Annotated in this window: 28 protein-coding genes and 1 pseudogene; 16 read left to right on the forward strand and 13 right to left on the reverse strand. The window is 63.9% G+C overall.

The annotated features are described in order from the left end of the window. The first annotated feature begins 41 nt into the window (after window positions 1–41). The gene (locus CXY78_RS10690) at window positions 42–1,262 is read left to right on the forward strand and encodes a winged helix-turn-helix domain-containing protein (protein ID WP_092340686.1); all 1,221 of its coding nucleotides are present in this window, start codon (window positions 42–44) and stop codon (window positions 1,260–1,262) included. A 79-nt stretch (window positions 1,263–1,341) separates the two neighbouring features. Here the strand turns inward: CXY78_RS10690 and CXY78_RS10695 are convergent, their stop codons facing one another. The 3 genes from CXY78_RS10695 to CXY78_RS10705 all read right to left on the reverse strand — a co-directional run bounded on the left by CXY78_RS10695 (window position 1,342) and on the right by CXY78_RS10705 (window position 3,576). After that, a complete protein-coding gene (locus CXY78_RS10695) occupies window positions 1,342–2,226 on the reverse strand; it encodes a M48 family metalloprotease (protein WP_092340685.1) in 885 nt (294 codons plus the stop codon). 11 nt (window positions 2,227–2,237) lie between these two features. Then, window positions 2,238–2,804, reverse strand: a complete 567-nt coding sequence (locus tag CXY78_RS10700) for a LemA family protein (protein ID WP_104089322.1) — start codon at window positions 2,802–2,804, stop codon at window positions 2,238–2,240. A gap of 187 nt (window positions 2,805–2,991) precedes the next feature. Then, window positions 2,992–3,576 (reverse strand): heme-binding protein, encoded by a 585-nt coding sequence (locus CXY78_RS10705; RefSeq protein ID WP_092340684.1) that lies wholly within the window; start codon window positions 3,574–3,576, stop codon window positions 2,992–2,994. A gap of 156 nt (window positions 3,577–3,732) precedes the next feature. Between CXY78_RS10705 and CXY78_RS10710 the strand changes: the two genes are divergently transcribed. The 3 genes from CXY78_RS10710 to CXY78_RS10720 all read left to right on the forward strand — a co-directional run bounded on the left by CXY78_RS10710 (window position 3,733) and on the right by CXY78_RS10720 (window position 5,902). Then, complete coding sequence (locus tag CXY78_RS10710; RefSeq protein ID WP_092340790.1) at window positions 3,733–4,323, forward strand: cysteine hydrolase family protein; 591 nt, start codon at window positions 3,733–3,735, stop codon at window positions 4,321–4,323. A gap of 95 nt (window positions 4,324–4,418) precedes the next feature. Beyond that, on the forward strand, window positions 4,419–5,171 hold the full coding sequence (locus CXY78_RS10715; RefSeq protein WP_092340683.1) for an ABC transporter ATP-binding protein: 753 nt from the start codon (window positions 4,419–4,421) through the stop codon (window positions 5,169–5,171). Next, window positions 5,168–5,902 (forward strand): ABC transporter permease, encoded by a 735-nt coding sequence (locus CXY78_RS10720; protein WP_104089323.1) that lies wholly within the window; start codon window positions 5,168–5,170, stop codon window positions 5,900–5,902. Before CXY78_RS10715 ends, CXY78_RS10720 begins: the two co-directional genes overlap by 4 nt. Window positions 5,903–5,996: 94 nt before the next feature. Here the strand turns inward: CXY78_RS10720 and CXY78_RS10725 are convergent, their stop codons facing one another. Then, window positions 5,997–7,463: a glycoside hydrolase family 1 protein gene (locus tag CXY78_RS10725; RefSeq protein WP_104089325.1), complete on the reverse strand. Its 1,467-nt coding sequence runs from the start codon at window positions 7,461–7,463 to the stop codon at window positions 5,997–5,999. 186 nt (window positions 7,464–7,649) lie between these two features. Here CXY78_RS10725 and CXY78_RS10730 point away from each other — a divergent pair, with 186 nt between their 5' ends. From CXY78_RS10730 to CXY78_RS10750, 5 genes are all read left to right on the forward strand, one after another. Further along, window positions 7,650–9,950: a hypothetical protein gene (locus tag CXY78_RS10730; RefSeq protein ID WP_140425697.1), complete on the forward strand. Its 2,301-nt coding sequence runs from the start codon at window positions 7,650–7,652 to the stop codon at window positions 9,948–9,950. A gap of 26 nt (window positions 9,951–9,976) precedes the next feature. Then, window positions 9,977–10,903 carry a Ppx/GppA phosphatase family protein gene (locus CXY78_RS10735; protein WP_092340679.1) on the forward strand — a complete coding sequence of 309 codons (927 nt, stop codon included), beginning with the start codon at window positions 9,977–9,979 and terminating at the stop codon, window positions 10,901–10,903. Between the two features lie 35 nt (window positions 10,904–10,938). Continuing rightward, window positions 10,939–11,490 (forward strand): dihydrofolate reductase family protein, encoded by a 552-nt coding sequence (locus CXY78_RS10740; protein WP_104089328.1) that lies wholly within the window; start codon window positions 10,939–10,941, stop codon window positions 11,488–11,490. Between the two features lie 12 nt (window positions 11,491–11,502). After that, entirely contained in the window at window positions 11,503–11,913 is a 411-nt protein-coding gene (locus CXY78_RS10745) for a RidA family protein (RefSeq protein ID WP_104089329.1), read from the forward strand. A 230-nt stretch (window positions 11,914–12,143) separates the two neighbouring features. After that, window positions 12,144–12,674, forward strand: coding sequence for a GNAT family N-acetyltransferase (locus tag CXY78_RS10750; protein WP_199182612.1), 531 nt, complete (start codon window positions 12,144–12,146; stop codon window positions 12,672–12,674). A gap of 28 nt (window positions 12,675–12,702) precedes the next feature. On the opposite strand, the gene CXY78_RS10755 is transcribed toward CXY78_RS10750, so the two are convergent. From CXY78_RS10755 to CXY78_RS20770, 4 genes are all read right to left on the reverse strand, one after another. Then, on the reverse strand, window positions 12,703–13,167 hold the full coding sequence (locus tag CXY78_RS10755) for a GNAT family N-acetyltransferase (RefSeq protein WP_158252834.1): 465 nt from the start codon (window positions 13,165–13,167) through the stop codon (window positions 12,703–12,705). 215 nt (window positions 13,168–13,382) lie between these two features. Next, window positions 13,383–13,628 carry a hypothetical protein gene (locus CXY78_RS21040; RefSeq protein ID WP_158252833.1) on the reverse strand — a complete coding sequence of 82 codons (246 nt, stop codon included), beginning with the start codon at window positions 13,626–13,628 and terminating at the stop codon, window positions 13,383–13,385. A gap of 485 nt (window positions 13,629–14,113) precedes the next feature. Further along, entirely contained in the window at window positions 14,114–14,257 is a 144-nt protein-coding gene (locus tag CXY78_RS21045; protein ID WP_158252832.1) for a hypothetical protein, read from the reverse strand. A 167-nt stretch (window positions 14,258–14,424) separates the two neighbouring features. Beyond that, the gene (locus tag CXY78_RS20770; RefSeq protein WP_134505144.1) at window positions 14,425–14,847 is read right to left on the reverse strand and encodes an ArsR family transcriptional regulator; all 423 of its coding nucleotides are present in this window, start codon (window positions 14,845–14,847) and stop codon (window positions 14,425–14,427) included. Between the two features lie 365 nt (window positions 14,848–15,212). On the opposite strand from CXY78_RS20770, the gene CXY78_RS10775 reads away from it, so the two are divergent. The 5 genes from CXY78_RS10775 to pdxH all read left to right on the forward strand — a co-directional run bounded on the left by CXY78_RS10775 (window position 15,213) and on the right by pdxH (window position 17,558). Then, window positions 15,213–15,488 carry a type II toxin-antitoxin system Phd/YefM family antitoxin gene (locus CXY78_RS10775; protein ID WP_092340673.1) on the forward strand — a complete coding sequence of 92 codons (276 nt, stop codon included), beginning with the start codon at window positions 15,213–15,215 and terminating at the stop codon, window positions 15,486–15,488. An 8-nt stretch (window positions 15,489–15,496) separates the two neighbouring features. Continuing rightward, window positions 15,497–15,748, forward strand: a complete 252-nt coding sequence (locus tag CXY78_RS10780) for a type II toxin-antitoxin system RelE/ParE family toxin (RefSeq protein WP_369827295.1) — start codon at window positions 15,497–15,499, stop codon at window positions 15,746–15,748. 106 nt (window positions 15,749–15,854) lie between these two features. Further along, window positions 15,855–16,106, forward strand: a complete 252-nt coding sequence (locus CXY78_RS10785) for a type II toxin-antitoxin system Phd/YefM family antitoxin (RefSeq protein WP_092340671.1) — start codon at window positions 15,855–15,857, stop codon at window positions 16,104–16,106. Beyond that, complete coding sequence (locus tag CXY78_RS10790) at window positions 16,103–16,363, forward strand: Txe/YoeB family addiction module toxin (protein WP_092340670.1); 261 nt, start codon at window positions 16,103–16,105, stop codon at window positions 16,361–16,363. Before CXY78_RS10785 ends, CXY78_RS10790 begins: the two co-directional genes overlap by 4 nt. 553 nt (window positions 16,364–16,916) lie before the next feature. Beyond that, a complete protein-coding gene (gene pdxH / locus CXY78_RS10800; RefSeq protein WP_174774954.1) occupies window positions 16,917–17,558 on the forward strand; it encodes a pyridoxamine 5'-phosphate oxidase in 642 nt (213 codons plus the stop codon). 20 nt (window positions 17,559–17,578) lie between these two features. On the opposite strand, the pseudogene CXY78_RS10805 reads toward pdxH, so the two are convergent. The 5 genes and pseudogenes from CXY78_RS10805 to CXY78_RS10825 form a co-directional block, all read right to left on the reverse strand. Then, window positions 17,579–18,050 (reverse strand): annotated as a pseudogene (locus tag CXY78_RS10805) (2OG-Fe(II) oxygenase family protein); the annotation flags it as partial. A 70-nt stretch (window positions 18,051–18,120) separates the two neighbouring features. Further along, window positions 18,121–18,636, reverse strand: a complete 516-nt coding sequence (locus CXY78_RS10810; protein ID WP_104089332.1) for an N-acetyltransferase — start codon at window positions 18,634–18,636, stop codon at window positions 18,121–18,123. Window positions 18,637–18,970: 334 nt separating this feature from the next. After that, entirely contained in the window at window positions 18,971–19,246 is a 276-nt protein-coding gene (locus CXY78_RS21250; protein WP_255410396.1) for a DJ-1/PfpI family protein, read from the reverse strand. Window positions 19,247–19,801: 555 nt separating this feature from the next. Next, window positions 19,802–20,242: a GyrI-like domain-containing protein gene (locus CXY78_RS10820; RefSeq protein WP_104089334.1), complete on the reverse strand. Its 441-nt coding sequence runs from the start codon at window positions 20,240–20,242 to the stop codon at window positions 19,802–19,804. A gap of 379 nt (window positions 20,243–20,621) precedes the next feature. Then, window positions 20,622–21,050 carry a MarR family transcriptional regulator gene (locus CXY78_RS10825; RefSeq protein ID WP_092340665.1) on the reverse strand — a complete coding sequence of 143 codons (429 nt, stop codon included), beginning with the start codon at window positions 21,048–21,050 and terminating at the stop codon, window positions 20,622–20,624. Between the two features lie 106 nt (window positions 21,051–21,156). Between CXY78_RS10825 and CXY78_RS10830 the strand changes: the two genes are divergently transcribed. Then, window positions 21,157–22,611 carry a proton-conducting transporter membrane subunit gene (locus tag CXY78_RS10830; protein WP_104089455.1) on the forward strand — a complete coding sequence of 485 codons (1,455 nt, stop codon included), beginning with the start codon at window positions 21,157–21,159 and terminating at the stop codon, window positions 22,609–22,611. Then, window positions 22,608–25,046: a putative inorganic carbon transporter subunit DabA gene (locus tag CXY78_RS10835; protein WP_158253312.1), complete on the forward strand. Its 2,439-nt coding sequence runs from the start codon at window positions 22,608–22,610 to the stop codon at window positions 25,044–25,046. The genes CXY78_RS10830 and CXY78_RS10835 overlap by 4 nt, the downstream gene beginning before the upstream one ends. Window positions 25,047–25,053: the final 7 nt, after the last annotated feature.

Raw genomic sequence — 25,053 nt, forward strand, 5'->3', positions numbered from 1 at the left:
CGAATGGCCGGCATACCGGTTCGCCGGATAGAGTCGAAAAGATGGTTCACACAGTCTCCCCCGCGACGATTTCCCCCGCACTGGCGCGGCGAATCGCGTTGGCCGCGCAGGGGTTCGGCGCCCGCCCGACGACTCCCGTCGGTATCCGCCAGCTGACCGCCCTGGTGAACCGGCTCGAGCTGCTGCAGATCGACTCCGTGAACGTCTTTGAACGCAGCCACTATATGCCGGCCTTCAGCCGCCTCGGCCCGTACGACAAGTCCCAGCTCGACCGCCTCACAACCGGACGCGAGGCCCGTTTCACCGAGTACTGGGCGCACGAAGCATCCTTTCTGCCGACCGACGTCTGGCCGCTGTTTCGCTGGCGCATGCACCAAAATCGGGACCGGTCGGCGCGCACCGTTGGCAACTGGTCGAGCGCCAACCAGAAGATGCTGGCCTGGCTGCTGGCCGAACTCGCCGCCAACGGCCCGATGCGTGCGAGCGAGATCGAGCACGACGCCAACAAGCGCAGCGGCCCGTGGTGGGGCTGGTCCGACGTGAAGACCGGGCTCGAAGTGCTGTTCCGCTGGGGCGACGTGGTGAGCGCTGGGCGCATCCGCTTCGAACGGGTCTATGCCCTGCCCCAGCAGGTCTTCTCGCCGGAGCTGCTCGGCCAGGATATTTCAGAAGCGGATGCCCACCGCGAGCTGGTGCGCCGCTCGGCCCGTGCCCACGGCATCGGCACCGTGAAGGACTTCGCCGACTACTTTCGGCTGAAGTCAGCACCCGCCCTGGTGGCCATTCGGGAGCTGGCCGAGGTCGGCGAGCTTATTCCGGTAGAGGTGCCGGGCTGGGGGCCGCGCGGCACGGCCGGAGCGGCCTGGCTGCATCGGGATGCCAGACTCCCCCGCACCATGGACACCCAGGCGATACTGTCACCGTTCGATCCGGTGGTCTGGGAGCGTGCCCGGGCGCTGCGGTTGTACGACTTTCACTACCGCATCGAGATCTACACCCCGGAACCAAAGCGGATCTTCGGGTACTACTCGCTGCCGATTCTGCTCGGTGATACGGTCGTGGGCCGGGTTGACCTCAAGAACGACCGGCAGGCCGGGGTGTTGCGCGTGCAGGCGGCCTGGGCCGAGCCTGCAGCGCCAGCGGATGCCGCGGGCCGGCTCGCGCAGGTGCTGCGGGAGGCGGCGCTGTGGCAGGGGCTCGGTGAGATCGTGGTGGCACCCCGCGGCAACCTCGCCGACGGCTTGGCCGCGGAACTTCAGTAGGCGCGTCGTCATCAAGTCGCTGGTCGAGCTCGTCGAAACCGCCATCGACCGACGCGCACCGGTTTGGGGGACGGTTAGGTCAGAACTTGCTGCCCATGGCGGTGAGGCGCGCGATGCGGTCCTCAAGCGGCGGGTGCGTAGCGAAGAGCTTCGCCATTGCGCCCTTTTTGAGCGGGTCAGCGATCCACAGGTGCGCCATCGAGGTGTTCTGCTTCTTCATCGGGCGACCGTACTCGCCGAGCTTCGCCAAGGCTGAGGCAAGCGCGTCGGGGTGGCGCGTGGTCAGCGCGCTCGTGGCATCCGCTAAGTATTCGCGTTGGCGGCTCACGGCGAGCTGAACGACCGTCGCAATCAGCGGAGCCACGATCATGGCGACGAGGCCGAACACCATGACAACGGGGTTGCCGTTGCTGTTGTTGCCCCGCCCGAAGAACGCCATGCGCAGGAAGATGTCTGACACGAAGCCGATGGCCACGACAAGTCCGAAGACGATCATCGAGAGCCGAATGTCGTAGTTACGCACATGGCCCATCTCGTGGGCCATGACGCCCTCGAGTTCGGCGTCATCCATGATGTCGAGCAGGCCTGTCGTTGCCGCGACGATCGCGTGCTTGGGGTCGCGACCGGTCGCGAACGCGTTCGGGGCCGGGTCGTTGATGATGTAGACCTCGGGCATGGGTGTGCCCGTCGTGATGGAAAGATTTTCGACCGTGCGCCACAGCCTCGGGTGGTCGGATTGGCTGTTGACTCTGATTCCGCCGCTCATCGAGATGGCCTGGCGTCCCGCCGCGTAGTACTGGATCAGCGCATAGGCCGACGCAATGACAAGCGTGAGAATAAGGGCGGTATACCCATTCATGCCGTAGGCCACGCCCGCAAGCCAGCCGAGGCCGGTGATCAGGGCGAGAAAAAAGATGATGATGAAAACGGTGTTGCGTTTGTTCTTGGCGATCGCGCTGTACATCTAGTGCTCCGTTAGAACTGCACGCGGGGCGGCTCCGCAATCGCTGCGGAATCGGCCACCTCGAAGAATTCGCGTTCGGTGAAACCGAGGTTCACGGCGAAGAGGTGGTTCGGGAAGACCCTAATCTTGGTGTTCATTTCGCGCACGCCACCGTTGTAGAAACGGCGTGCGGCCTGGATTTTGTCCTCGGTGTCGACGATTGCACCCTGCAACTGCAGGTAGTTCTGGCTGGCTTGAAGCTGCGGGTACGCCTCGGCGACGGCGAAGATGCTCTTCAGGGCGGTCTGCATGTGATTCTCAGCAGCGGATGCGTCGGCCGGACCTTGTGCAGACAGCGTCTCGGCCCGAGCCTTGGTCACGTTCTCAAACACGCTTTTCTCGTGCGCTGCGTAGCCCTTGACCGTTTCGATCAGGTTGGGCAGCAGGTCGGCACGACGCTTGAGCATCACCGTGATGTCGCTCCACGCTTCGTCGACGCGCACGTTGAGCGTGACGAGGGAGTTGTAGGTCGACCACAGGTAGATACCCACGATGGCGACGAGTGCGACAACGATCAAAACCGGGATGAGCCATTCCATGGCAGCGTCTCCTTGCAAATTGGCGAGATGTGTACGTTGGCACGGAGACATGAACTGGCCAAAAACGACCCCCCGTGCGTACATGCCAATACTAACCGCGACCCCGGAGGCTCCCACCCGCTTCCCATGACACTCCAAGCAAGCTCAGGGCGCGCAGGGATTTCCGGGAAGGCAGGGCGAGCGCTGCTCAGCCGGGCTCTTCGACGTCGAGCAGGACCTCGTTGCGGCGTAGAAACCATGGCGTGAACGGCGGGTCGAATCGGGCGAATCTCGGTGCCCCCAGGGCTGTGAGGCCGGCGGCGCCGAGCGCCGCGTGTAACTCCTCGAGATGCTGTTCGTATCGAGTCTGAGTCCAGCGTCCACTGAAGCGGAGGGCACCGGCCAGGCTGGCGGGCACCGTGCGTAGGTGCACGGTCGGGTCCGTGGGTTGCGGCGCGGTCTCGGCCGTCATCGCCTTGGGCAGCACGAAAGCCACCCGGAACTGTTCCCCGGCCGCAGCGCCAGAGACATCTTTCACGCTCTGCTGCAGTACCGGCGCGGTCATCGCGATCTTTTCGGCGGCATCCGTTTGCACCACTGGCGCCGTCATGGCGACTTTACGAAGTGACTGGTTGGCGCCGGTGATGTACGCGAACAGGTAGCGAAAGGCCCGATTACCGGCGTCTTCGAATGGGCCATCGATGGTGACCTCGGCCACCAGATGCGCGGGGTATCGGCGCAATTCGAAATCCTCATATTGCTTCACAATTTGGTAGGGCTGTTGCTCGGTCACGCACCGAAGCTACTGCAGATGACTGGGTTCTCGCTCCCAAGTGCGGCCGTCAAGCCACTCACCAGCGTGCGACACCAAGACATCTGGCGCGATTTCATCGTTCACTGTCGCTTAGGCCACTGTTCTGTTCGAAGAGAATCCGCTTCGATGGATCTCATGAGTCAGAAACAGAACCGCGAGCGCCAAGCCCTGATCGTGATCGACGTGCAGGAGGGATTCAACGACACCGCTTTCTGGGGAAATTCTTCCAACCCCGAGTGTGAAGACAAGATCGAAACCCTCCTCACCGTGTGGAGGGCAAACGACTGGCCCATCATCGTCGTGCGCCACGACTCCGAATCGCCGGAATCAACGCTGCATCCCAGCCAGGACGGAAATCGGCTCATGTCCTTCATCGCCGACGCGGCTCCAAGTCTCTTCGTCACGAAACAGGTCAACTCGGCTTTCTACGGAGATCCCGCGCTGCACGAGTGGTTACAGGCGCATGACATCGAAAGCTTGGTTATCTGCGGCATCCAGACCAACATGTGTGTCGAAACCACAGCGCGAATGGCCGGAAATCTGGGCTACGACGTCGTGGTCCCACTCGACGCCACAAGAACTTTCGACTTAACGACCACGGTTCCGGGTCTGGGAACGATAAGTCGTAGCGCTGATGAACTCATGGCCACGACCGCATTGAACCTGCAGTCCGGCGGCTTCGCACGTATCGCCACCACCGAGAAGATCACAGCGTCTCTGCAGTGAGTTCGTCGCGATGACAGACGTATGGGTCATCGGAGCCCGCCAAAACCGCCCATTGTGGGCTTGACACGGCGGGTGCAGCGGCGGAGAGTTCGACCATGGTGAACGAATCCGCCCCCGCGGTCGACGTGACCGATCTGCACGTGCAACGGGGGAAGCATCCGGTGCTGCACGGGTTGTCGGTCAGTGTTCCCCGCGGCGTCGTGGTGGGCCTGCTGGGCCCGAGCGGATGCGGCAAAACCACGCTCCTGCGAACGATCGTCGGCGTGCAGGTGGTGCAGTCCGGTACGGTGACGGTGCTCGGCCGGGAGGCGGGATCGGCGTCGCTGCGCCACCGGGTGGGCTACGTGACGCAGGATGCCAGCGTCTACGACGACCTCACCGTGCGCCAGAACCTGCAGTATTTCCGCGCCGTGCTGGGGGCCCCGCGCAGCGACGTCGACCGGGTACTGACCCTGACCGACCTCACGTCTCAGGCGGGTCAGCTGGTCGGGTCGCTCTCCGGCGGGCAGCGCAGCCGGGTGTCGCTCGCCGGCGCCCTGCTCGGCTCCCCCGATCTGCTCGTGCTCGACGAACCGACCGTGGGCCTCGACCCGCTGCTGCGAGTCGAACTATGGACGCTCTTTCATCAGCTCGCCGCGTCGGGAACGAGCCTGCTCGTCTCCAGCCACGTGATGGACGAAGCCAGCCGCTGCGACCGGCTGCTGCTCATGCGGGACGGCGAGATTCTGGCCGATGACACCCCGGCGGGGTTGCTGGCTTCGACCGGCACCGCGGATACCGAGGGGGCGTTCCTGGCGCTGATCGCGCGGCATCCGCTTGCCGGCCCCGGCGACGGGAGCCACTCATGAATCCGCAGCGCACCCTCGCGACTGCCGGTCGGATACTCAGCCAGGTGCGGCACGACCCGCGCACGATCGTGCTGCTGCTTGTGGTGCCGAGCCTGCTGATCGGGCTGCTGGCCTGGATCTTCTCGGACACCCCGGTATTCGCCACGATCGGGCCGGGCATGATCGCGCTGTTTCCCTTCATCGTGATGTTTCTCGTGACCAGCATCACCACCCTGCGGGAACGCCGCACCGGCACACTCGAGCGCCTGCTGTCGATGCCGCTCGGCAAGGGCGATCTCATTCTCGGCTACACGCTCGCGTTCGGGCTGCTCGCGGTGGCGCAATCGGCCGTCGCCGTGGGGTTCGCGGTGTGGGTGTGCGGGTTGGAGATCAGCGGATCGCTCTGGCTGCTGCTCGCCGTCGCGGTAGCGGATGCTCTGCTCGGCACGACCCTCGGCCTGCTCGCCAGCGCGTTCGCTCGCACGGAATTTCAGGTGGTGCAGTTCATGCCGGCGCTGGTGTTTCCGCAGATTCTGCTCGGCGGCATCTTTCTGCCTCGCGACCAGCTGCCCGATGTGCTGCGGGCCATCAGCGACTGGTTGCCGTTGTCACACGCGATCGACGCCCTGCAGGCGGTCGCGACCGACTCGCAGGATGCCGCCTATGTGGGCGGGGAACTGATCATTATCGGCGCCTGGATCGTGGGAGCCGTCGTGCTCGGCTCGGTGACGCTGCGGCGGCGCACGCCATGAGGCCGGTCAAGGGGCGCTGAGTCGGGTCTCCGCTCCCCACTCAAACACTCGCAACTCCGCGGAAAACCCGACCCAGCGCTACGTTTAGCGGTTCTTAGCGGTTGGCCAGGGCGTGCTGCAGCCAGCGGTAGCTCAGCTTGGGGGTGCGGGTGCGGCGGTCGTCGGTGAAATCGACGTGCACGAGACCGGTGGGCTGGGTGTAGCCGGCGTTCCACTCGAAGGCGTCGAGCAGCGACCAGAAGGTGACGCCGCGAAGATCCATGGCGGCGGCCGCACCACCGGGTGCGGTCGCGTCGAGCGCTGCTACGAGGTGTTCGGCCAGATAGTCGACGCGGGCGGGATCCTGCACCTGGTGGCGGGCATCCGCTTGGTCGGCGAAGGCGCCACCGGCCAGCGAGAGGTACACCGGGGGCAGGTCGGGGTAGCGTGCGAGAATTTCGGCGAGCGCCACGGCGACGTATTCGGGGGCGTTGACGACGCCGGCCGAAGTGGTGGGGTGTTCGCGGAAGGCCTCGAGGTGAAACGGCCACGACGTGATCGGGATCGCTCGACCATCGGGGGCCTTCAGCACCGTCGCGCCGGAGGCGACCCGAGCGGGCTCAGAATAGCTCAGGCCATAGAAATCGAGCGGCTGGTGAATCGTGCGGAGGTCCTCGGGGTCGGCCTCGAGCAGGGTGCGCAGTTCAACCGCGAACGGTTCGAGCGGGTCAGGGTAGTGCCCGAGCAGAACGGGATCGGCGAACAGGCGGTTCTGCAGCAGGTCGTAGAGGGCGGCGTAGGAGCGGTCTTGGTCACGGTCGGTGACGGATTGCACGGGGGTGTGCGAGTTGACGAGGCCGATGCGTCCGCACACGTCCGCTGCGCGCAGGGCCTGCACGGCGAGTCCGTGTGCGAGCAGCTGGTGGTGCGCCGTCGGCAGCGCGTCGAACAGCAGGGTACGGCCGGGCGCGTGGGTGCCGAGCGCATACCCCTTCGTGGTGACCGTGGCCGGCTCGAACAGGGTGACCCAGGCGTCGATCCGGTCGCCGAACGCCTCCCCCACGGCGTGCGCATAGTCGGCGAAACGGCCCGCCGTGTCGCGGTTCAGCCAGCCGCCGCGCAGGACCGCTGGCAGGTCCCAGTGCGAAAGCGTAGCGCTCGAACGGATGCCGTCAGCCAACAACGCGTCAAGCAAACGATCGTAGAACGCGAGTCCATTACGGTTCAAGGCCCCACGGCCCTCCGGCTGCAGCCGGGTCCAGCCGAAGGAGAACGCGTAGGAATCGACGCCGAGGTCGCGCAGCAGGGAGGTGTCTTCGCCGTAGTTCTTCACGTGGTCGGTCGAGAAGGAGGCGTTCGAGCCGTCGCGGATGCGACCGGGCACCTGGCTGAAGGTGTCCCAGACGCTGTCGCCGCGGCCGCCGTCGCGCGCGGCGCCCTCGATCTGAAAGGCGGAGGTGGCCACGGCCACCTCGAACCCGGTCGGCAGGCGGTCGCCGAGCTCGTTGGCGCGGTGTTCCCAGTCCCGGGCGGCGATGGCGCGATTCGCTGGTGCTGCGGGGCTGCGGGGCGTGGGATTCATGGTGGGTGCGGCTCTTTTCGGCGGGCGGCGCGGGGCATCCGCTTCTCTTGAGGGTGTCACGTTTACGACCGACTGACGGTAGGTTTTGGGGTCCGCGAAGAATTCCTCTGGTTTGTTACTCTGTTTGCAGGTGCGGGAGGTTGACTTTGCCGCCGACTACCCCTCAAATTGGGGTAGGGGGTGAATGTGTCCGCATCGGCTCGTACCGCAGTCTTGAGCACGTCGGCGCGCCCGCGGCACTCTCGCAGCGTTGCGGCGATCGCAGCCCTGTTGCTCGGCTGCGCCATTGCGCTCGCGGCTCCCGCGTTATCGACCGCACAGGCCGAAGAGACTCCGGCGACTTCGGCGCCGCAGACTACGGCAGACGAGACAGCGACCGAGTCAACACCGGCCGCGTCTACTCCGACCGCGACCGAGGAACCGAATCCCAGCGCGACGACCGGCCCGGCGCCGGCTCCGCAGATCAGCCACCCGAACAACGGGCAATTCGTCGGCAACAACCGCACCACCGTATCGGGGTCGAAGGCTGCCAGCCAGAAAATCCAGCTCTTGTCGCCGCGCGGCGGTGACCCGCTGTGCATCGTCAACGACGCGTCGACCTCGTGGAGCTGCGACAACGTCTACCTGCAGAACGGACCCAATATCACGCTGCGGGTGGTGGTGACCGGCAGTCCAACTCTGAGCGCCGAGATCTCCGTTGCCGTACTCGGTGCCCCGACGGTGCTCGGCGGGTTGACCGGATCGGAGTCCAACGGCTGGGTGCGCGGAACCGGGCACCCCCAGGCCATCGTGACGGCGACCCTGCCGAACGGCGATACCTGCAACAGCACCGCCGACAGTTCCGGCGCCTGGGCCTGCCTGTTCTCCGGCCTCGGTAACGGCAGCCTGAATGTGACGGCCAGCCAGACGTCATCGTTCAGTAGACCGACTTCCTCGAACGCGAGCACACCGGTCGCGATCGTGTTCGACGTCACCGCGCCGGAGGCCCCTGTTGTAACCTCTCCGAGCACCGGCGCGCAAGTGTCCGTGGTCGGCGCCCAGTACTCCGGCACCGGCGAAACCGGCGCCACCGTGACGGTGTTCGCCGGCGCCTACTCGGTCTGCTCCGCCCCGGTGATCAGCGGAGCCTGGACCTGCTCGGCCGGTGGCGTGGCTGCCGGGTCGTACTCGGTCATCGCCGTGCAGAAGGACAACGCCGGCAATGTCGGACCGGGCTCGACGCCCGCATCGGTCAGTTATGTGGCTGAGAGCACGCCGACGCCGTCTGGGTCCGCCTCGGCAACGCCACCGGTCACGCCGACTCCGAGCCCATCGGCTTCGCCGTCACCGGATGGCGCGGTTGCCGCACCCGGCCCGACGGCAGAGCCGTCGCCGACCCCGGGGCCGGGGACCACCGCGCCAGACCCTCAAGCGGCGGAGCCGGAGAACGAGGGGGCTGCGGCATCCGCTTTTCCCGGCCAGTGGAATGACCCGACTCGGTTTGCGGCTGCGATCGGCCCGACGGGCACCGGCTCGCCGTTTCCTTGGTTGCAGGCCGGTCTGCTCGCCCTCGGGGCGCTGCTGCTGATCGCCGTACCGTTGCGCCTGCTCGCGGGCACCATCTCCCGCTCCCGCGGCGGCCGACCACTTCGGGCGTTGCCCTCACTGGCGGGCCGCAACCGGGTGCGCGAGGAGTACGAGGTCGCGCCCACCGTGCGGCTCAACCGCTGGTTGCCTGGCGGAGCGGCGCTCCTGGCGGCCGCGACGTTCGTCATGCTGTCCGGTCCGATCGTCGACCAACCGGCTTACCTGCGCCTGCTCGTCGCCGTGATCATCGGGCTGGTACTGGTCAATGCGGTGGCCATTCTGGTTCCGCTGTGGTGGAGTTCGCGCGTACTGCGGCTGCGCGGAACGGTCACCTTTCTGCCGCGCTACCTGCTGCTCATCGCGGCGGCCGCGATCGCGTCCCGCCTGTTCGACATTCACCCCGCCCTGCTATTCGGGCTGCTCGGCAGCGTCACCCTCACCGCCACAACGGATGCCGTAAGCCCGCACGGCGCGCACCCCGCGGCCGCACAGCCCACGACCGCACAGCCCACGACCGCACAGCGCGGCCAGCTCGCCGCGGTGCGCGTGGGCGCGCTGGCTGCCTTCGCCGTTCTCGCCTGGTCGCTCGGCTCGCTGCTTCCCGCTGCCAGTGATTTCGTCACGTCGCTGGCCGCGGAGACGGGCAACACGATCGTGCTCGCCGCCATCGGTTCAGCGGTGCTGATTCTGGTGCCCGTCGGCCATACTAGCGGGCGTCGCATTCTGTCCTGGTCGCCGCTGGTCTGGACCGGTCTGACCGTCGTCACGTACGGAATCCTGTTCGCGGCGCTGTCACCGATGGTGGAACAGGTGCAGAGTGCGGGTACCGGCCTGACGCTGTGGATCACGGCGGCAACCTTCGCCGCGGTGTGCGCCAGTGCGTGGGCCTGGCAGCGGTTCGTCACGCCCGCTCAGCGCTAGCACGCTGCAAGCGGTATCGTACACATGTGCGCCTAGGAGTTCTCGACGTCGGTTCGAATACCGTCCACCTGTTGGTTGTCGACGCGCACGAAGGCGCTCCGCCGGTGCCGATGGCCGCCGACAAGAGCGTCTTGCGTCTCATGCGTTACATCACTCCCGAGGGCGCGATCAATGACGAGGGTGTCGCCGCGGTTCTCACCTCTGTACAACACGCAGCGGATGTTGCCCAGCAGCACAACATCGACGAGTTGCTGCCGTTCGCGACCTCGGCGCTGCGCGACGCGACCAACGGCCCCGAACTGCTCGACCGGGTCGAACGGGAAACCGGTGTGGCCCTGCAAGTGTTATCCGGCGAAGACGAAGCCCGGCTGACCTTCCTGGCAGTGCGGCGCTGGTACGGCTGGTCGGCCGGCAACATTCTGCTGTTCGACATCGGCGGCGGGTCCTTGGAGATCGCGGCCGGCGGAGCTGAGTTTCCCGAGGTCGCGCTGTCGCTTCCGCTCGGGGCCGGACGCAGCACGATCGGTTTTCTGCACCACGATCCCCCGCTGCCGGAGGAGGTGTCTGCGTTGCGTAAGCACGCGGCATCCGTTCTGCGCGATGCGGTTGACGCGTTCGCGCACCTGCCGGCCCCACACCACATTGTCGGGTCATCTAAGGCGATCCGTTCGCTGGCCCGCCTGGCCGGCACCACCTCCGATGGCGTCGGTGCGGCCGACCGGCTGCGCCTGGGGCGTGCCGAGCTGGATGACTGGGTGCCGCGGCTCGCGCGCATCCCCGCCGAAGCCCGCCCAGCCCTGCCCGGGATCACCGCCGACCGCACTTTTCAGATCGTGGCCGGAGGCATCGTACTAGGCGCAGCGATGGCCGCATTCGGGGCTGCCGAACTCGAGGTGTCGCCGTGGGCACTGCGCGAAGGCGTCATTCTTCGCTACCTCGACCGGCTGCGTTAGTATGCCCTTTCACACCGACTCATAGGAGAGCCCTGATGCGAAAACTGACCGCCGGCCTGTTCATGTCCCTTGACGGCGTCGTCGAATCGCCCAACCTCTGGCAATTCGACAGCTTCGATGAAGAGCTCGGCGCGGAAATGACCGCGATGATGGACCGCGTCGACACCGTGCTACTCGGCCGGGTTGGCTACGAACAGTGGGCCAGCTACTGGCCGAGCGCCGAGCATGACGACCCGTTCGGCCCTTTCATCAATCCCGTGCCGAAGTTCGTCGCCTCGCGCACGCTGACCGGCGAGCTGGCCTGGCAGAATTCCACGCTGATCACCGGCGACCTCGAAGAGTTCGTGACCGACCTGAAGAACACGGCGGGCGGCGAGATTTCGCTGGTCGGCGGAATTTCGCTCGTACGCCAACTGCTCTTCGCCGGCCTGCTCGACTCACTCACCGTGATGACGCACCCCGTCGTGGCGGGCGTTGGCCGTCACCTGTTCGAGCCGACCGATCCCCTGACGCGGCTGACGCTGCAGAAGTCTTTGACGACGAGCAAGGGCAACGCCCTGCTCACCTACGGCCTGCGCACCGACTGAGGGGACAGCACCATGACTTCATTTCCCACCCCGATCAACCCGCCCGAGCTTTTTCAGAGCCCCGCCTTCGCGCAGGGCATGATCGCGCCCGCAGGGCCCACGCTCTACGTTGGCGGGCAGAACGGCACTGATGGCAGCGGCACGCTGCTCGATGGGCTCGGAGCGCAAACCGAGCAGGCTTTGCGCAACGTGCTCGCCGTTCTGGCCGAAGCGGGAACCGGACCGGAGTACGTGGTCAAGCTGACGATCTATCTCGCGACCGGCATCGACCCCGGTGAAGCGTACGCCGCCACTGCCACGGTCTGGGGAAACCGTCGCACTGCGGTCACGGTACTAGCGGTCACCCCAGCACGCGCGGGCGCTCTCGTCGAAATCGAAGCCGTAGCTGCGTTCCCCCAACAAGGTCTCGGCGGGGGGGCGTAGTCGCAGGGCGGGCATACCGCCAACCGCCCCGCATCCGATCTAGTCGCTGCGACTGCTTATCTCGTCGCCGTTTCACTGGTTGGCGCTCTGACCAATGCATCGTCTCTTGCCGCATCCGACTCGGTCGATCCCGTGTCGGTCGCCATTCGGCTAGTCGTCTACATGGCGCCTGGGAGACCAAACTTGCTGATCAGTAGCCTGACGAAACATTCGTTATTAGTATCGAACGTATGAAGACGCAACCTGTCATCCGATCGGCGGTACCAACGGACGCGGCGGCCATGGCACGTCTGCACGTCGCCACCTGGCAGGAAACCTATCGGGGCATCATGCGCGACGAGATGCTGGACGACCCAGCGTTACTGTCGACGAGAGAGCGCTTCTGGACGATCGGGCTCACGGATGATCGATTCGCTGACGATCGAATCGCGGTCGCGGAACAGAACGGCGACCTGATCGGAATCGCACAGAGCGCGGCCGCCACGGATACCGATGCGACATGGAGCCAGCAACTCAACGTCCTCTACGTGCTTGCATCCGCGTACGGCACCGGCGCCGGGAAAGCTCTCCTCGACGCTGTCATCTCTCCCGAAACAGCGGCGGGGCTCTGGGTAGCAGATCCCAATCCGCGAGCCCAGGCGTTCTACCGTAAGCACGGTTTTATTCCCGACGGTTCGTGCAAGGAAGAATACGGAATCAAGGAAATTCGGATGATTCGACGTGCGCCAGCGGAGCCTGACCACAAGGCAACTTTGAAGTGAAGGATGGTCGAAGCCCCCAGCGCAGCCCCTATTCCCAACGATTTTCGCCATCTTTCTTGGACGATGTCACGTGTAATTGTTGATTGTGCGCGACGTGCATTGACGCATGATTGGCCGGATGGATGTGTGCCGTGAAATGGTCCACCCCGTTTGATCGCAACCATTCGAGCATCCCCTGAGCGGCCTCCGACGCGAAACCGTGCCTTTGCCAGGTCGGTGAGATCACCCAGGCAATGTCGGCTACGAGTTTCGATCCGTCGTTCTCGACGGTTGCCTGCACGAACCCGATCGGCTGCATGCCATCACGCTGAATGACGACCCAGTTCAACCACCACTGCGAACCATCCGCCGAGTGCCCGACTGCCTGTGCCGCATAACGGTCTTCCAACTGCTCGAGCGACGGCGCTTCCCCGCCGGTGAAGTCATAGAGCGAGGGGGCGGCCAGGACGTCGACCATAGAAGGGGCATGAAGTACCGACAGCGGTTCCAGCACGAGGCGCGCAGTCGTAATAGGTGCAGATCTTGGCCAATCCATTCATTGAGACTTGCACAGTCCTGACGCACGGCGGGAATGTGCATCTTTGACTACGGTGTGCCGCCCGGCTGTAGCGCTGCTCTGGGACCGACTTCAGGGTTTTGTGCACCTCGACGGCGAACCATTCATGATCCTCAACCCGAATCTCTGGCAATGGTCGATCAGCGGACTGTTCATCTTGATAGCAGTGAGGGCCGCGCTGTCCGGCGGCCGATGTGCTGTTCGTAAGCGATCGTGATGGCCTGCGCCCACCACCCGTGATTTTTCAATTCCAGATGCGCGATTTCATGTTGTACCAGCGGCACGATGTCGGGATGAAAAAGCTCCCGGCCACCCATAGCGTCGATAACGGCAACCCATTCCGGCCATCCGCGCTGCGTCACTTTCACATATGGCCCGACGCTTTGTGGTTTGGTCATGGGCCGAATCTAGCGGATAGAGCTGGCACGTGGGCTCGTCGTCCCAGACCACGATGACGCCGGGCTGGTAAGTCAGGAAGAGGCTGATTATGTCGAGTGTGGTTGAAAATCGGGATCGTTCGAGCGCAACCGTTCTTGAGCATGGCGACGTTCGCTGGTGTGATGCCAACCTCCACGGCGAAGTCGTCGGCTGACATGCCACCTTCAAATGACCATCACCGCGCTCTGGGCAAACGGGGCACCTGAGGAGCCTGTTACCTAGTTAAAGCCGAGATCAACGCGAAATATTCATGGAGCCCTCACTGGAACTTGAAACCAATTGGGAGGCGAATGGCCACTCCGCGATCGGGCAAGTTCCGCATAATATCAACGTTTTTGGTTATTTGAGTAGTGCCACAATCACGTCATTTTCCTACATTTGTGGGCAAAATGTGGGCAAACCCGAGAGCCTTTTTCGGTGTCTCTACCCCGTCAATAGGCCGGCATCAGTTCAAAGAGTCGAGCTGCACGATCAACGATCGCTCCTGCTGCGGGAACGGCTTGATCGACGTCGTCGACACTCGCCGACGGGCGGTCGAGGTCGGAATATTGCGTCGAGTTGCGGAGCCGCCGCATCCAGTCGAATTCACGAATTTCAATCTGCCGTGGTGGCTCGAGTTGAGCGATCGCCACTTCAAGCAGAACGGCGTGTGCACCCTCGCCGCGGGCTTTCAGCCCTTGATTGACCAGACCCGCGTAAGGCGGCCTTGCTTGAGAAGCAAGTCAACCTCGGATCTATCGCGGTCCCAACGGTCGATCATGGGTTTTCCTCACGAAGTTCAAGGCTCACGATTGGACGCTCGGTCAGTGTGCGCAAGAACGGGTCCGTGCTGGCGGCCTCCCACGCGGCCGTGCTGACTATTCGCACGTTCACCTCGCGCCCCAAATTGGTGCCCGCACGGCGTGCCGCCTCGTTGACAGCACCACGGGGCGGGTTGCCGACGAGGAGTACGTCAATGTCTGCTGGAGCATCCCCCGGCTCCCCCGCACGGCGGGCGGCCCAGGAACCATAGATAAATGCCAGATCGATTCCGGATATCCCTGACAAATGCTGGGGTATCACGACAGCCGGCCCGTACGTCAGGGCAAGCAGTTCCGCGAGGGGCCGAAAGGCCGGCGTATCAGCGCGCACTCGCACCTCGACGGACTGACCGCGCTTCTCCGTGCTGGCAAGTCCCATCTGGACAATGCGAGAGACTTCTCGGTGAGCGCTCGCATACGGCGACTTAGCGGCGCGAGCAAGTTCGGCGATTGTGAATGATCGATCGGCATTGAGAAACAGCCGTGCGAGAATTTCTCCCTGCGCATCTGACCGGAAGAGCGGGCTTAGCGCTGGCGCCTGTATGTTCACATACGCGATAATACTATCGGCTATGTGGATAAACAAGACCGGAGCGAGGGCAGGGGCACTCGGCACAACAACGCGTGCTGAAGTTTGTGCCGCAACAGAGTCTTGCGGTGTTCGTAAGGGAACCCTGAGCGGGAGGCCAGTTGTACATTTGAAGATCTCTTGTACATCAGGTAGGTGAAATGTACGATTGAAGCATGTCGACCACAGTCCCTGTCAGCGTCTCGGATGCACGCGACCAGCTCGCATCGATCATCGACCGCGCTCGCACCGAGCACGGGCCGGTCTTCTTGTCTCGCCGCGGGCGGCGAGTCGCGGCCGTTATCGACGTCGACGATTTGGAGCGCCTCATTGAATTGGCCGAAGACATGGCCGATATTCGTGCCGCTGAGGAATCGCGTGAAGAGATGCGTCGCACGAAAAGCGAACCGACTCCTTGGGAACAGGTAAAGGCGGACCTCGGCCTCGTATGACTTACTCGGTGAAGATCGCACCAGCCGCCGAACGGCAACTGCGCAAGTTCGATCCGCAGGCCCGACGTCGAGTTCAAGCAGCGATCGACCTCTTGGCAGACGATCCGCGGCCACCCAAGGCGATCCAACTCGTCGGGGGCTCTGGCGAGTGGCGGGTCCGAACGAGTGACTACCGCATCATTTACGAGATTCACGACGACCTGTTAATCATGCTCGTCCTCCGACTCGGACATCGTCGCGAGATATACGAATCCCGATAAGTGATCCCGCAACAGGAACGGCTTACGCGACGATGGTGGAGCTGTGGGTGAATCTTGTAGTCGTAATCAAGGTGACGTACAATTTTCTGTACGTGAAAGGATCCCAATGCGCACCATGACATATTCAGAATCCCGGGCGAAGTACGCCGAGACACTCTCAGCAGTGGTGGATGACCGAGAAGAAGTTGTTATCACTCGTGCAGGACACGAACCCGTGGTCATCGTCTCGCTCGACGACTACGAGTCGCTCAAGGAAACCGCCTATCTGCTGAAGAACCCCGCGAACGCGCGCCGCCTCCTCGGATCGATCGATCGACTCGAGGCCGGCCACGGCACGCAGCACGCCCTTGATGAATGAAGTTGATCTGGGACGAGGATGCCTGGGACGACTACTGCTGGTGGCAGACGCAAGACCGCAAGATCCTCAAACGCATCAATACGCTCCTGAGCGACGTTAATCGCAACGGCAATGAAGGCATCGGAAAACCCGAACCCCTCAAGCACGGCTTCCGCGGGTATTGGTCACGTCGGATTACAGACGAACATCGCCTGATCTACAAGGTCGAGAACGACGAAGTCCGTATCGCCGGATGTCGATACCATCACGGGCGCTAACGCAGGCCGTATGCGGAACCCTCTACGAGACGCCCGGACTGGAGTTAACGCTTGCCGGCGTCGGGGCTATTCTCGACCGCAAACGCTGTAATTTCACGTCGGTATCGCCTCATTTTGACAAGCCCAACGGCGATCAGCCCTCCCGCGACGGCAAGGTATAGGGCCCCTCGCGTCGGCTCTGTGCCGACAAGCAGGTTGGCGATTGAAAGCAGGCCCCAAAACCCGCCGAACACGGTCCACACAATGGCGGACGTGTGAATACGCTCGAGGGCCATTCTCTGCTGAATAAGCGAGGGCATGGCGGGACTGTACACCGGGCACTGACGCCATGATGTCCACGTCGAAGGATTTCTCGAACTTCGAGCGCACCATCGGAAGTCGAACTACCCGCAAAGGGAACCACTACAGGGCCACAACTCAGGCCACGATTATGAAAAGCGCGACTGACACACACGCGGCCACAGGCTCCCCGTCCGCCTGTTCCTCCTAGGCTGGAGGGGCAGGCCGGGGAGCTTTCGTATTCCGGCGGCTCAAACCGAGGGCGAGAATACTGATGGAATCCCTGACGAGTCACACCGACTACGGCGCAGTGAGCCTGAACGAGTCCGGGGTCAACCCCGACCCGATGGTCGAGTTCGACGTGTGGCTGGCTGCCGCGGAGCAGGCCGGGCTCTACGAGCCGAATGCCATGGTGCTAAGCACCGTCGACCCGGAAGGCTGGCCGAGCAGCCGAACCGTGCTGCTCAAGGGCCTCGACGGCAGCGGCTTCGAATTCGTCACCAACTACGCGTCCCGCAAAGGCCGGGCGTTGAGCGTCACCCCGGACGTCTCGCTGCTGTTCCCCTGGTATGCCATGCAGCGCCAGGTGATCGTCTACGGCACGGCAAGCCCCACGGATGCCGCCACCAGCGACGCCTATTTCGTAGGCCGGCCGAGGGCGTCTCGCGTCGCCGCGGTCGCCAGTGACCAGTCGCGGCCCATCGCAAGCCGCGCCCTGATCGAGGAGCAGGTACGCCGGGTGGAAGAGCGTTATCCGGACGACACGGACATTCCGCGGCCGGACGACTGGGGCGGGTTCCGTGTGGTTCCGCGCGCGATCGAGTTCTGGCAGGGCCGCACGTCCCGGCTGCACGACCGCCTGCGGTTCACGGCCGGTGACGCGGGTGGCTGGACGATGGAGCGGCTCCAGCCATAACCGCGGCCCGCGGCCGGGGGTTACTTGGCGAGGTCGGAGTAGTGGATCGCGGCCACATCCGGATGCGTGCGCAGCCGGCTCTTAAGCGCATTCTCACCGTACGTGGTGAAGATCGGGTTCTCCGGTTCTGCCATGATGCCTGGGGTCTCCAACTCGTCGGGCAGGGCGAGGAGCGGGATCGTCGCGTCGAATGCCGGCCCGAAGAAGAACGGGATCGTGATCCGGTCCTCGCCGATGAGCGGCGAGATCACCCGGTGCACGGTCGCGTTCAGGTAGACGTCGGTGGCCACCTCGAGCAGCTCGCCGATGTTCGCCACGAAGGCCCCATCCAGCGGCGGCGCATCGATCCGGGCACCGTCCTTCTCGACCTGCAGGCCGCCCCTGCCCGGTTCGACGCAGGAGTGTCAGCACCCCGGAATCCTTGTGCGCGCCAACGCCCTGCTTCGGCGTCGGGTCGAACTTGCCGGGGTAGCGCACGATCTTCATCACAGTGAACGTTTTCGTCGCATCGCCGGCTTGGCCGCCCGATTCCACAACGACCTCACTCCGAAAGACGAACCTCTTACGGGGTTGATGGTTCAGCGTAGGCAACCATCTGTACCCGGTGCCCATATTGGTTAAGTCCAAGTTCGGCCTCGACGCCGACCAGGGAACGATGAAATTGCGTGGATGGCTCTTCCTCCACAAAACCGGCACTTGCGTAGAACAGGGCATTCCATGGGACGTCCGCGTAGGTTCGAAGCGAGATGCGGTGGTACCCGCGCTCCTGCGCTTGGATTTTGGCGGCCGCCACGAGCGCCCGCCCCCAACCCTTCCGCGCCTCCGCCGGCGCTACGGACAGCTGCTCCAAGTGGCACAGGCCGTCGACCTCGAGAACATGAACAAACCCGCCAACGTGACCGTCGTCGAGCTCGACGACAAGGATGAAGCCGGGCTGCGACGCACGAGCAGCTCCAGCGGGGGCGGCAGCCCAACCCTCCGGCTTGAGTGTGTTGATCAAGAGCTGGTCGGCATCGTTTTCAATCTTCTCGATGACGTCGAGGTCTCCCGATCGCGCAAGGCGCACTCTGGCTGACATGTGACCAGTGTACGGATCGGCACGTCAGGGGGACATCGGGCTGTGCCAGCACGCGAGGCGGGGTCTCGAGCACCTCGTGTTTGAAAGGGAACCCTCTGCGGGACGGCTTTCGTCCGTTTGCCGCAGCGAGGGGATCCCAGTGCGGGTCCGTGTGGATCTTGAGCTCGGCAGCGGCGGCCACCGCCGCAGCAGTCTCTGGTCCGAAGAGATGTACAACCAATGCGGCGATCATGTCAATTCCTGCCGCAACGCCTGAAGACGGCCATCAGCTGCGGTCCTCTACCCACCGTGCTTGAGTGACCCATTCGACGGACGAACCATACGACGTCGCCCATCAGTACGCACGTTTATTAGTCGTCGCTCGAAACCCGTCGAGCAGCCCGGCCGCGGCGAGCAGAGCGGCCCCGGTGCACACCGACGTCACGAGTCTTGCCTCGCTCGCCCACGCTGCCAGCCTCTCGAAGAATTCGGCGTCGTTGACGAGCGAGCGAGTACCTTGTCCTCCAGGAACAAGAACGATGGAGGGAAGTTTCGCGTCACGATACCCAACGGTCGCCACGACCTCGGCACCCTGACTGTTCCTCACAAGCCCTTGAGAGGAGCCGACCAATTCGACAGAAAACGCCTACGGCAGCATTCCGAGTAGGCCTGACGGGCCAAAAACGTCGAGTAGCTCGAAACCGTCGAAGAGGACAATCGAGACGCGCCGGTGAGATTCGTCCAGGCCATCTGACAGCCCGAGCGGTTGGCCGTATCTGGGTTTGTCATTGCGCGGAAAACCACCCGGTCGCTCGCGATAGCTTCCGCAGACTCAGCACTGCCTTGAAAAATGCGATGAGTGCGACGAGGACGAGATCGCCTCCGGCCAACAAGGTCTGTCGACCGAAGGCTGCTCCACCCAGCGAGTCGGAGGAGCAATGTGGGCGGGCTGGACGAGAACGCCCGCAAGGGAAACAGTCAACGGGAGAGATCTCGGGTGGACTACGTGAATTGCCGAACTCGCTGATTTTGTGCCACACGGGAAAGATGACCTGCCACCGAGTCCCTCTCTCAACAAGTAGACGAGGCTGCCGCATCCGGACGACTTCGACAGCTGCGCGGATCACTGGCATTGCACGGCGGTTCGGCCGGTATAGCCTGATCTCGTCGTGAATGGGGGCGGCCGTCAGATGAGAATGTCGACGTAAAGTTCGTGCGGTTGTTGAACATCATCCGCCGTGTATCCGACATCGAGCTTGCGGTTCCCGAGAGTCAATCCCTGCTCTGCAGCCCAGTCATAAATCGTCTGGAACCCGCCTGCGATGGTTGCCACCGAACCGTCATGCCGGTGGTGGACGAATCTTCCACCGGGAAGGAGCGCAACAGCCATACCATCAGGCACTGCAACGTCGGCGACGACAGCTACTGCTCCAATAATCTCGCGGTAACGGCCGTCGCCTAAATGGTTGCTGGCCTCGACGAAGACGCCTGTGCCTAAGGCGGGCAGCTCGTCTTGACGGGAAAACAGCTCGCGCCAGGCCGCAGGCATCTCGGAGCGTAGCTGGCCGAAGTAAGCGACAACTTCGATTCCGATGACGGCAGTCTCACCAAGTTCAACAATCTCCATTGGTCCCTCCCAGGCTTGGCCCCGAACGATTTACTCGTGTATCCCAGAATGGTAGGGCCTCGTTACTCTAACCAGAGGGACTGTTGTCGGTTTGATGGCCTGAATGGTCGGATCCAGATCCGTAGGCAGATGGTCATCAGACAGAAAGTTCACTTCGACCGGTGCACACAATTCTGCCAACACACACGACTGATCTCACAGGAGAAAAACCTGAAATACAAGCAATTCACACTCATCCGTTCCCCCAAACGATCATCCTCGAATTTGTCTATGGATAGCCAGAGTTGAAGAATGCCACCACCCACCACCGACCGTAAGCCGAACGGTCAACGGACACCCCAACGTCCGGGAGTGGATCTCGCCGTGGAGGGCAGTTTCTCTATAGCTGCAAGTGAAGACGCAATGCGTCGTCAAGGCGCGCCATGACCTCTGCAGGGGCGTGCCAGAGGATCGCGCCCAGTCGATCGACGGCGATCGAGCGGACCTGCTCGGCCTGGGCCTTGGAGTCCTGAGGCAGCCCGGTCGTGCCGGCGGGCCGTAGAGCTTGAAAAGCAAGCAGTTCCCCGATGCGGTGGTCGCGGTCCAGCGGGTGCCGTAGCGGCATCGCCGTGTTCAGGCGGTAGAGGTTGCGCCGCCCGTCTCGCTCCCGCTCCAGGTAGCCGGCCTCTTCCAACTCGGTGACAATGCGTTGCGCTGCCCGCTCGGTGATGCCGACCTGCACTGCCACGTCCCGCAGCCGAACGTTCGGGTTATCGGCCACACACAGCAGCACGTGCGCGTGATTGGTCAGAAACGTCCAGTGCGTCATCAAATCATTGTCCCCCACGGGACCCGCTTTTCCCCATTGCTGATTTCCGATCCACAACACGTGTTATATTTATCGTGTTTTATGTTACGTGTTATGAAGGGCGGGTATGAACGGCAACCAACTGAACCAGCCGGCGGAGGTGGTCGCACGTCTCGTAGCGGTGGTCATGGGGGTCGGATTTTTGGTCACGGTCGTTGCCATTCCGGTCATCTTCTCCTCGGGCTCTCTGCGCGTGGGGATCCAGCGGTCGACGCTGCAGGTGGATGGCCTGGCGGTGGTGTTATCGGCGTTGGTGCTAGGCCTCAGCGCCCTGATCCAGAGCTTCGCGATCCGCTACCTTCGAGGCGACTCACGCCAGCTCTGGTTTGTGGCCGCCTCCGCCTTGTTGACAGGGTTCACCGTTCTGATGGTGTGTGCAGGCTCCGTCGCGGTATTTGCAGTCGGGTGGATCGGCGCGGGAGCGGCGTTGGTACTGCTGCTGGGAACGTATTTTCCGCTAGCTCAGGCTCGGCGCGGGAAGCGGGCCACCGCGGTGAGGTTCATCCTCGCCGATGCCGCGTTCGTGTCCGCGGTGGTGGTGCTGCTGGTGGCGGGTGGCGGGGACCTGTCCTGGGCCCGGCTGGGTGCTGTGGTCACGGGCCTGCCGGTGCCGGTGCAGGTGATCGTGGCCGGGCTGCTGACGACAGGTGCGTTCGCACGCTCCAGCCAGATCCCTTTTCACGGCTGGTTGCCGTTCACTTTGGCGGCACCCACTCCTGTGTCCGCCCTGATGCACGCCGGTGTCGTCAACGCAGGCGCGATCCTGTTGTTCCGGTTCGCTCCCGCCATTGCTCTGCACGCCTCGGTCATGACGATCGTTTTTCTGGTGGGAGCGACAACACTCACCTACGCTGCTGCGGTGCGGTTGGTGCGTGCGGACGTGAAGGGTCGGTTGGTGTTTTCGACGATGGGGCAGATGGGATTCATGATCATGGCCTGCGGCCTCGGGCTGTTCGCCGCCGCGATCTTCCACCTGATCGCTCACTCCCTCTTCAAGTCCGCACTGTTCTTGGGAGCCGGCGCGGGCATCACCCAACACACCGTCAGCCGCGACCTACCTGACCCGAAACCTCGCACCCGTGTCAGTTACGGCATCGCGGTAGCGGTGGGTGTCCTCGTGCCCGGCGGCACGCTGCTGGCCGCAAAACTGGTCCTGGCGCCCACAGCCTCAGCGGCAACGATCGGCTTGCTCGGCTTCGTCTCCCTGACCGCCTCCGTCGCCCTGGCTTCCGCCCTGATCACTCACTTCACGCTCCGCACCTTCGTGTCCGGTGTCGGCGCGACAGTGCTCCTCCTGGTCGGCTACGTCGCGTTCCTCCACACTTTCACCGCTGCCTTACAGCCGGTCTTCTCCATCACTGCTGCCCCCGCATGGCTGCTGCTACTTCCGGGGCTCAGTCTGCTGGGCGTGCAACTGCTTGCCAGCACCCAGTGCCTCACCGGTTTCCGCAATCTCGTCTATGCCCGCGCTGTGACGACGACCGTATCCCGCCCGCCGAGTGTTCAGAGAGTTGTGTCATGAGTTTGATTCTTCGCGCGCAGATCGCGTCTGCCGCCCGGAACATCGTGTCCGGGTGGCCGGTGGAGTCGTTCATCGCCGTGAACCCGTTGGCCGGCCACGAGGCCAACCCTTTCCACACTGTCACCGCGGCTGGGGTTGCGCTGACCCGCGATCAGCACGACTATTTGGAGGATCTGAGGAAGGGCCGCATTACCGATGCCGACCTTGCCCAAGCAATCAGCGAACGAATCCCGGAACTTTCCTCCGCCACGTTCAGCGTGGACGGGCAGACGGTCCCCGCCGTTCGAGTCGCCGTCCTCGACATGACCACCGCCTCGTGGGCTCCGATCCCGACACCGTCCGCACCTTCGCGCTCGACGCGGTGGCTTGATGAGTATCTGGCTGCATGGTTGCCCGCGGGCCTGACCCCGGATCCGCTGTGGCCAATGCCTCACATCGGAGACGGGTTCTTTGGGGCTTGGCGCCGCCTGGCCCTCCGGGACCCCTGTCTGCCTCGGGCCGCACGACGGACCCTGCGGGAAGCACCAGTGCAGGCGGACGCGGCCCTCGACTGGGCGCTGGCCCGGCTCGCCATCGCCCCAGAACTGATCCGGGGTACCCTCGCCCAAGAACTGGAGCACCAGCCAGGATGGGTCGGTTACATCAAGTGGCGGGCAGAGAAGCACGGCGATATTGACCTGACCTCCTACCTCGCCAGCCGGTTCGTCCTACGAGCAGTGCTCACCCTCCCAGTGGCAGCATTGCCGTCGCCCGCTGGCGTAGCCGATGAGCGGGCGGGGCTCTGGCAGCGGGCTGAACAGCTCACCGCGCGCCTCAGTGAACGACCCACGCGTGAAGCCGTGGCGGCCATTGCCCGCGTGCTGGCCCACCACCCGATCACTGAGCACCCGTTCACCTGGCAGAAAGCCTACGAACTGCACTACCGCACCACCCTGATCCGGTCCCTGAGCCCGGCGACTTCGACTCGTGGAGTGCGGCCCACATTTCAGGTGGTGATGTGCATCGACCCCAGATCGGAAGGCATGCGACGTCACCTAGAAATCACGGACGAGGTGGAGACGTTCGGGTTCGCCGGGTTCTTCGGGGTACCCGTCCGGTTCGCCCGATACAGCGCCCGCGGGAGCATCAACTCGCTGCCCGCTCTGCTCACGCCACGTCACACTCTCACTGAGGACCCGACCGACACCGTTCACGCTGAGAAGTATGTGGCGCGCGGTCGTGCCCGGGACGCGCTTCGTCGGGCCGTGCACAACGCTGACTCCAGCACCGCAACCCCGTTCGCGTTCGCGGAAACGGCCGGCTGGCTCTACGGTCCAACCAGCATGCTACGCACCTTTGCACCCAGCCTGCATCGACGACTGAACCGCTGGCATTCAGTTCCGCTGCATAGTGCTGTGACGATCGCGGACGCTTTCACGCTCGAGGAACGCGCCGGCATCGCCGAAACCGCCGTAAGGATGATGGGAATGACCGATTTCGCACCACTGGTGGTGTTGGCCGGACATTGCTCCGAGTCGGCCAACAACCTCTACCAGTCCGCCCTGGACTGCGGCGCGTGTGGCGGAAACCCTGGCGCTGCCAACGCTCGCGCCGCCGCAACAATCTTCAACGACCCGGCCGTCCGGGCGCTGCTGATGCTGCGAGGAATCGACATCCCGGAAGACACGGTTTTCGTCGCAGCCGACCACAACACCACCCGCGACACCATCACCCTGCTCGACCATCACCTCATCCCCGACACCCACCGCGGCCTGACTAGCCAGTTTGATCAGCTGCACTACGACGCTGGACTAGCGCTCCTGAACGAGCGCGCGGCAGATCTTCCGGGAGCGACGAGGAGGCAGTCCCCAGCACGGGTGCGGGCGCGGGCGTATGACTGGGCGGAGGTGTACCCCGAGCTCGGGCTCGCCGGCAACGCCGCTATGGTCATCGGCTCCCGCACCCTGACCCGCGGGATCGACCTCGGCCGGCGCGTGTTCCTGCACTCCTACGACACCTCCCTCGACCCGGACGGGACCGCGCTGGAGACAATCATGACTGCCCCCCTTGTGGTCGCGCAGTGGATCAACCACCAGTACTACTTCTCCGCGCTCAACCCCGACACCTTGGGTGCGGGCACGAAAACCATTCACAACGCCATCGGCACCATCGGAGTGATCGCCGGTCAGGCCGGGGACCTCCGGCGCGGGCTGCCCTGGCAATCGGTCGGGGTCGGCACAACACTCTTCCATGAGCCGATGCGGTTGGCCGTCATCATCGAGGCACCCCTGGAGCGGATCGGTGTCATCATCTCCCGCAACCAGGTGCTGAGGAACCTGTTCGACAACGACTGGATCACCCTCACCGCCCGCAGCACCGCCCACGAACCCTGGCACCAGTACGGCGCCTACGGGTGGAAACCGACAAACTCGACCACGGAAGGGACCTCACTGTGAACAACCT

Origin of the sequence: Cryobacterium sp. N19 (genome assembly GCF_002929595.1) — a bacterium.
Lineage (GTDB): Bacteria > Actinomycetota > Actinomycetes > Actinomycetales > Microbacteriaceae > Cryobacterium > Cryobacterium flavum.